At 66.4% G+C, this 6,173-nt stretch carries 4 protein-coding genes; 1 reads left to right on the forward strand and 3 read right to left on the reverse strand.

Annotated elements, in window-relative coordinates:
* Positions 1 to 2,352: HAD-IC family P-type ATPase (locus tag QZV84_RS06005; protein WP_292826830.1), on the reverse strand; the 2,352-nt coding region annotated here is incomplete at its 3' end.
* A 246-nt stretch (positions 2,353 to 2,598) separates the two neighbouring features.
* On the opposite strand from QZV84_RS06005, the gene QZV84_RS06010 reads away from it, so the two are divergent.
* Entirely contained in the window at positions 2,599 to 3,441 is an 843-nt protein-coding gene (locus QZV84_RS06010) for a universal stress protein (protein ID WP_292826832.1), read from the forward strand.
* A gap of 340 nt (positions 3,442 to 3,781) precedes the next feature.
* On the opposite strand, the gene QZV84_RS06015 is transcribed toward QZV84_RS06010, so the two are convergent.
* Together QZV84_RS06015 and arsA are read right to left on the reverse strand one after the other, a co-directional pair.
* Positions 3,782 to 4,093, reverse strand: coding sequence for a putative quinol monooxygenase (locus QZV84_RS06015; protein WP_292826834.1), 312 nt, complete (start codon positions 4,091 to 4,093; stop codon positions 3,782 to 3,784).
* Positions 4,094 to 4,188: 95 nt separating this feature from the next.
* The gene (gene arsA / locus QZV84_RS06020; protein WP_363331888.1) at positions 4,189 to 5,952 is read right to left on the reverse strand and encodes an arsenical pump-driving ATPase; all 1,764 of its coding nucleotides are present in this window, start codon (positions 5,950 to 5,952) and stop codon (positions 4,189 to 4,191) included.
* Positions 5,953 to 6,173 lie beyond the last annotated feature (221 nt).

Consider the following 6,173-nt stretch of genomic DNA (forward strand, 5'->3'; position numbering starts at 1 on the left):
GGGTTCGTAGGCGAAGGCGAGCGAGAGGGTGACGGCGGTGACGAGGTTCACCCAGAGGATCTGAGTGGGCTGCAGCGGATCCGGGAAGCCGGCCACCACAGCAGTGAAGACGACCAGGGCCTGACCGAGAGTCGTGGCCAGGATGAACACCACCGACTTGCGCAGGTTGTCGTAGACGCGCCGGCCCTCACGTACCGCTCGCTCGATGGTGGCGAAGTTGTCATCGGCGAGAACGACGTCCGAAGCGTCTTTGGCGGCCTCTGTTCCCTTCATGCCCATGGCGACGCCGACGTCGGCGCGGGTCAGGGCGGGGGCGTCGTTGACGCCGTCGCCGGTCATCGCGACGACGGAGCCGAGGGATTGAAGCGCCGCGACGATTCGCAGTTTGTGTTCCGGGCTGGTGCGCGCGTACACGTCGACATCTGCGACGACGTCCCGCAGCTGCCGGTCGTCCATCCGGTCGATCTCGGCCCCGGTCAGCACTAGCGCGTCGCTGCCGGCGACACCCATCTCGGCGGCGATCGCCTGCGCCGTCAGCGCGTGGTCGCCGGTGATCATCTTCACCCGCACCCCCGCCTCCCGGCATTCGGCGATCGCGGCCGTCGCTTCAGGTCGCGGCGGGTCGGCGATCGCGACGACGCCCAGCATCACCAAGTCGTGGAGATCGTCGGGTTCGACGGTCACGGCATCCGGTGGCATGCTGCGGCGCGCCGCAGCGAGCACCCGCATTCCCCTTGCGGTGTATGCGTCTACCAGCAACTGCCACCGATCCCGATCGATCGGTTCCTGGCCTCCGTCGTCGGCCCGCTGGTGCTCGCAGAGGGCGAGCAAGCGGTCGGGGGCACCCTTGACGAAGACCCACTGCTCGCCCTGCACCGACCGATCCAGGGTGGCCATGTACTTCGCTTCGGCCCCGAACGGAATCTCGTCCTGCCGCGTGTAGCCGGTCAGGTCGATGCCCGCCTTGTGGCCGAAAGCGACGAGAGCACCTTCTGTAGGATCCCCGACGACGCGCCACGCACCTGCCTGGGTGCGGTCAAGTCGCGCGTCATTGCAGAGGGCGAGGGCGAGCGCCAGCGCGCGAAGGTCGGGGGTGTCCGCGGCAGTCGCGTCGCCGCCTCGCAGGACCTCACCGCCGGGGTCGTAGCCGTCACCGGTGACCGTGTATCGCGACGCGGTCGTCTCGGCCGCCCGCACGGTCATCTCGTTCTTGGTGAGAGTGCCGGTCTTGTCGGAGCAGATGACGGTGACCGACCCGAGGGTTTCCACCGCGGCCAGCCGGCGGGTGATCGCCTGCCGCGCGGCCATCTGCCGCACGCCCAGCGCAAGGGTGATCGTCACCACTGCAGGCAGACCCTCTGGCACCGCGGCCACCGCGAACGCGATCGCTGAGGAGAGAAGCAGCTCGACGGAGTCACCGTGCAGAAGGAACCCGAGCGCAACCATGACGATCGTCAACAGAAGCACGGTGACCGTCACCTGACGCCCCAGCCGGTTGATCGAGCGGATGAGTGGGGTGTCCGTGTGCTCGACGTCGCTTACCAGCTGCTGGATGCGCCCGAGTTCCGTGCGGACTCCCGTCGCGGTGACGACCGCGACCGCTCGTCCGCCAACGACGACCGATCCTGCGTGCAGCATGTTGTGCCGGTCGCCGACGGGTTCTTCGTGTTCCCCCGTTCTGGTGTCCTTCGCAGCGGGCACCGCCTCACCCGTCAGTGTCGCCTCATCCGCCCGGACATCACGGGCTTCGACAAGCCTGGCGTCCGCGGGTGCACGGTCGCCCGCATGGACCCGGATGATGTCGCCTGGGACGAGTGCGGCGGCATCGATGTCGTGCCACCCGCCATCGCGTCTGACAGTCGCTTGTGGAGTCAGCATCCGTCGGATGCCGCGCAGTGCCTTCTCCGCCTGTCCCTCCTGGATGAAACCGATGATGGCGTTGATCAGCGCCACCGCGAGGATCACCGATGCGTCGATATAGTCGCGCGACGCGAGCTTGATCACCGCTGCGGCGAGGAGGACGTAGATGATGGCGTTGTTGAACTGCGCGAGGAACCGCAGAGCCGGGTGCACGGTCGAAGGCTCGGGAAGACTGTTGGGGCCGAAGTGCGCATGACGCCGCTGGACCTCCTGCGACTCGAGTCCCGCGCGAGTGGTCGCAAGGCCCTCGAGCACCTCGGCGGCCGGATGAGCGTGCGGGTCGTTCGCTGAGCCCGCCGCGGCGGCCGGGTGGTGGGTGAGGTGTTCCGGCGTCCGATCTGGTCGTGGAAGGGATGGATCCTGCGCATCGCGTCGCTCATCATCCTGGCTCGGACCGTGCACTGTCGATGGAAGATCCGTGCCGTCATCCACTTCTCTGCTCCATTCCGATTCGCTTCGAATCCCGTCCAGGGCCGTCTCTTCTGCGCGGCCTCTGTCCCTCTACTGTGCATGCCCGAACGGCCCGCGAGTAGGGCCAACAGTCCTGAAAGGGACTTCCGTCTCTACCTGAGGCGTGCGCGACACCCGATGATGGAACAGGTCAGCACGACGTGGCGCCAATCGAAGATGGGTGTGCGGGCGTCAGTCAATGCCGTTCTCGAGCAGAGGAGCATCACGATGGGACAGAAGACGATTGTCGGCGTGACGGATGCGGTCGCTTCGCAGCGGGCCGTGGATTGGGCCGCGGAGAGAGCGGCCGCACGCGGTGATCGGCTCGAGCTGATATCCGTATTGGGCGACGAGGTCGGCGTCGTCGGTGAAGGCGAAGTCATCGAGGATGCCCTTCCGTTGACACGGAGCCTGCTCGAGCGAGAGGCTGAGCGCGTCCGCGCGCTGGGCGTTCCGGTCGAGGCACGAGTTGAGCGTGGCAAGCCCGTGGAGCAGCTCATCGAGGCCTCGAAGGGCGCGGCGCTTCTGGTCATCGGAAGCGACTATCGGGGGCCCGAGTTCGGGCCGGCGAGAGGACCGCACGGAATCCGGATCACGGCGGGTGCATTGTGCCCGGTCGCGGTCGTACCCGACCTGGACCTGACCGGACGGACCGGGGTGGTGGTCGGCGTCGACGGATCGGAGGTGTCTGAACTCGCGATCGCGTTCGCCGCGGCCGAGGCACAGCGCACAGGGGAACAGCTCACCGCAGCGATCTCCTGGTCGCCGGTCGCCATCCCGCTCAGTGTGCGTTCATATCCCGAGGACTACCTGCAGAACATGCAGGCACTGACCGAGGAGACCTTGGCGATCTCGATCGCCGGGATCCCCCAGATGTACCCCGACCTGGACGTACGACGCATCGTAGAACGCAGCTACAGCCCGGACACGGTGATCAACCGGCTGGCATCGCACGCACGGCTCACCGTGATCGGATCACACGGCCGTGGCCGAGTTGCCCGCTTCATCCTCGGCTCGACAAGCCAGCAGGTCCTCGCCCGGCTGGCCACGACGACCGTCGTCGTGAGATGACCGCTCGTTCACGCTGTCCTCAGCCCCATCGAAGTGGATGCGACAGCGGGAGGGGAACGGACCCCGGAGGTGTGCGTTCTAGATGTCCGTCCGCACCGTCGGAGCAAAGGTGGTGCGCACAATGATCGAGCCCTTCAGAGTGCGGTGAACGGGACACTTGTCGGCGATCGCCAGAAGCGCTCCGCGCTGCTCGTCGGCAAGCGGCCCGTCGATGGTGATCGACGAGCTGACCGTACACGGGCACCTCATACGCGGTGAGAGACTGGCTCGGACCCAAGGTATTCCACGGCAATTCTGCGCATCCACTCTCCCAGCGGCATCCGCTCGCGGGATGAACCAGCTATTGGATCGTGCCCTTCGTCGAATCTCCCAGGGGAACGCTCTCGAGCACCGTGACATTCGGCGGTTCGGACAGCGACGGCCCGGCGAGTGCTCCGAACTTCTTGAGGTTGTCTCCCGCGGAGTGCACGTCGAGGGCCTCCCGGCTCGCCCAGCGCTCCACCATCACGACGGTCTTCCCGTCGCTATGGGCGGCGTACAGCTCGCACCCGGGCTCCTCGTGGACGAGGGGAACGGTCACCGCGAGGGCGTCGAGAACCTGTTGAAGATGCCCCTCGATCGGAGTGATCGTGGCGACGACGACGACTGACATCTGAACTCCTTCGTTCGGCCGCGAACCTTCTCGCAGACGTGTGCAGCGTGCGATCACGCTCGATCAAGCATCTCAGGTTGGACACCTACGTGGCACTACGCAGGCTGAGGGATGCCGTGGGTCAAGGCAGATAGCCGCGCTGGGCCAGTCGGCTCTTCCGGCAGCAGAGGGACGACCGCGACCCGATCTGCCAGCGCGCGGACCTGAGCGAGCTGTGCGACCTCGTTGCGGGCGCGGGTGCGCAGAAACGCCGACTCGGGGTGTGCCGCGGCGATCGAGTCGTTCACAACCCACGCCCACGGATGGATGCCGGCCCGCTCAAGGTCATCCTGCAGAGCGATCGCTTCCAGCACGGGGGTCGTTTCGGCGAGGGTGATGATGATGATCTTGGTCTGTTCCGGATCCTGGAGGCGCATCAACGGCGTCGTATAGCCCATGTTCGCCGCACCCATCTGTCGTGCGATCTCGCGGTGGTATGAGCCGGCCGCATCCAGCAGCAGGAGCGTGTGGCCGGTAGGGGCGGTGTCCATCACGACGAACTTGCGTCGCGAGTCATGGACCGCCCGCGAGAACTGATTGAACACCGCAACCTCCGCCGTGCATGGAGACATCAGGTCTTCGGCCAGGGCCGCCCGGCCCTCCTCATCCAGATCGTTGCCCTTCGTTGCCAGGACGTGCGCGCGATACTGCTGGAGCGCGCTGTCCGGGTCGATCCGTGACACCGTGAGACCGTCGACCACCGCACCGAGGGTGTCAGTGAGGTGAGCGGCCGGATCGGTCGTGGTGAGGAGCACCTCGTGACCGCGGACAGCGAGGGCGAGAGCGACGGCCGCGGCGATCGTCGTCTTGCCGACACCGCCCTTCCCCATGCACATCACGAGCCCGTGACCGTCACGCTCGATCTCATCCACAAGCGCGACCAGGGGAGCATCCGAGACATCCCCGATCTCGACTGCGTTCGCCTGTACTGTCGGCCAGCTGTCTTGCGCGAAGAACGTGCGGAGCGCATCAAGACCGACCACATTGCCAGTCTTGAGTTCCAGGACATCCCGCGGCAGGTCGGCGATCGCGGCCGGCATAGACGCCATCGCCGCAACCTCCCGCGAGCGCACCGCGAGCGCGATCGGCTCATCGCCGGCACGCGCAGGAAGAACGCCGTTGATCACCACGAAACCGGCCGACATGCCGATCGCCGCAAGCTCGGCGAACGTCCGCTCGATTTCCTTGAGCGCGGACGGCTGAGGGCGGGCGACCAGGATCAGCCTCGTGCGGGTCGAGTCGGTGAGCGCGTCGACCGCAGCGGCGTAGGTCGCGCGGTGCTTGTCGAGACCAGCGAGCGGACCGAGACACGACGCATCGCCGCCAGAGGTCAGGAACTCGGTCCAGGAGCCGGGCAGTTGCAGCAGCCGGATCGTGTGGCCGGTAGGGGCCGTGTCGAAGATGATGTGGTCGTAGCCGCCGTAGAGCGCGTCGTCCGTCAGGAGTTGAGTGAACTCATCGAACGACGCGATCTCGGTCGTGCACGAGCCGGACAGGCTCTCCATGATTGCGGAGATCTCCGCCTCGGGCAGAACGCCCCTCACAGGCTCGATGATCCGCTCGCGATAGGCGTCCGTCGCCTGCACCGGATCGATCTCCAGCGCAGCCAGGCCCGGCACCGACGCGATCTCCGTGATGCGGTTGCCGATCGTGATGCCGAACACCTGGCCGAGATTGGATGCCGGATCGGTACTCACCAGCAGCACACGGTGATCGCGGATCGCAAGCTCGACCGCCGTCGCGCACGCGACCGACGTCTTCCCGACACCGCCCTTTCCGGTGAAGAAGAGGAACCGGGGAGCATCCTTGAGGTACTGCATGATCATTCGAACTCCTCCAGAAACCGGCCATCGCACTCGCGGAACCAACCGCACACCTGCGACGGCGAACGACGGAATCACTCAGCTGTCCGCACCTTGATCATCTCGCGCATCAGGGGTGCCGAGTAGACCGAAAGTCCTGCGGCGGAGGTTTCCCCCGAGGCTCCTTGACCGGTGGCTCGTGCTGGGGCACCCTGGAGCGGGCATGAGGATGTGGGTGT

Origin of the sequence: Microbacterium sp. (assembly GCF_011620715.1) — a bacterium.
In the GTDB taxonomy this organism is placed as follows: Bacteria; Actinomycetota; Actinomycetes; order Actinomycetales; family Microbacteriaceae; genus Microbacterium.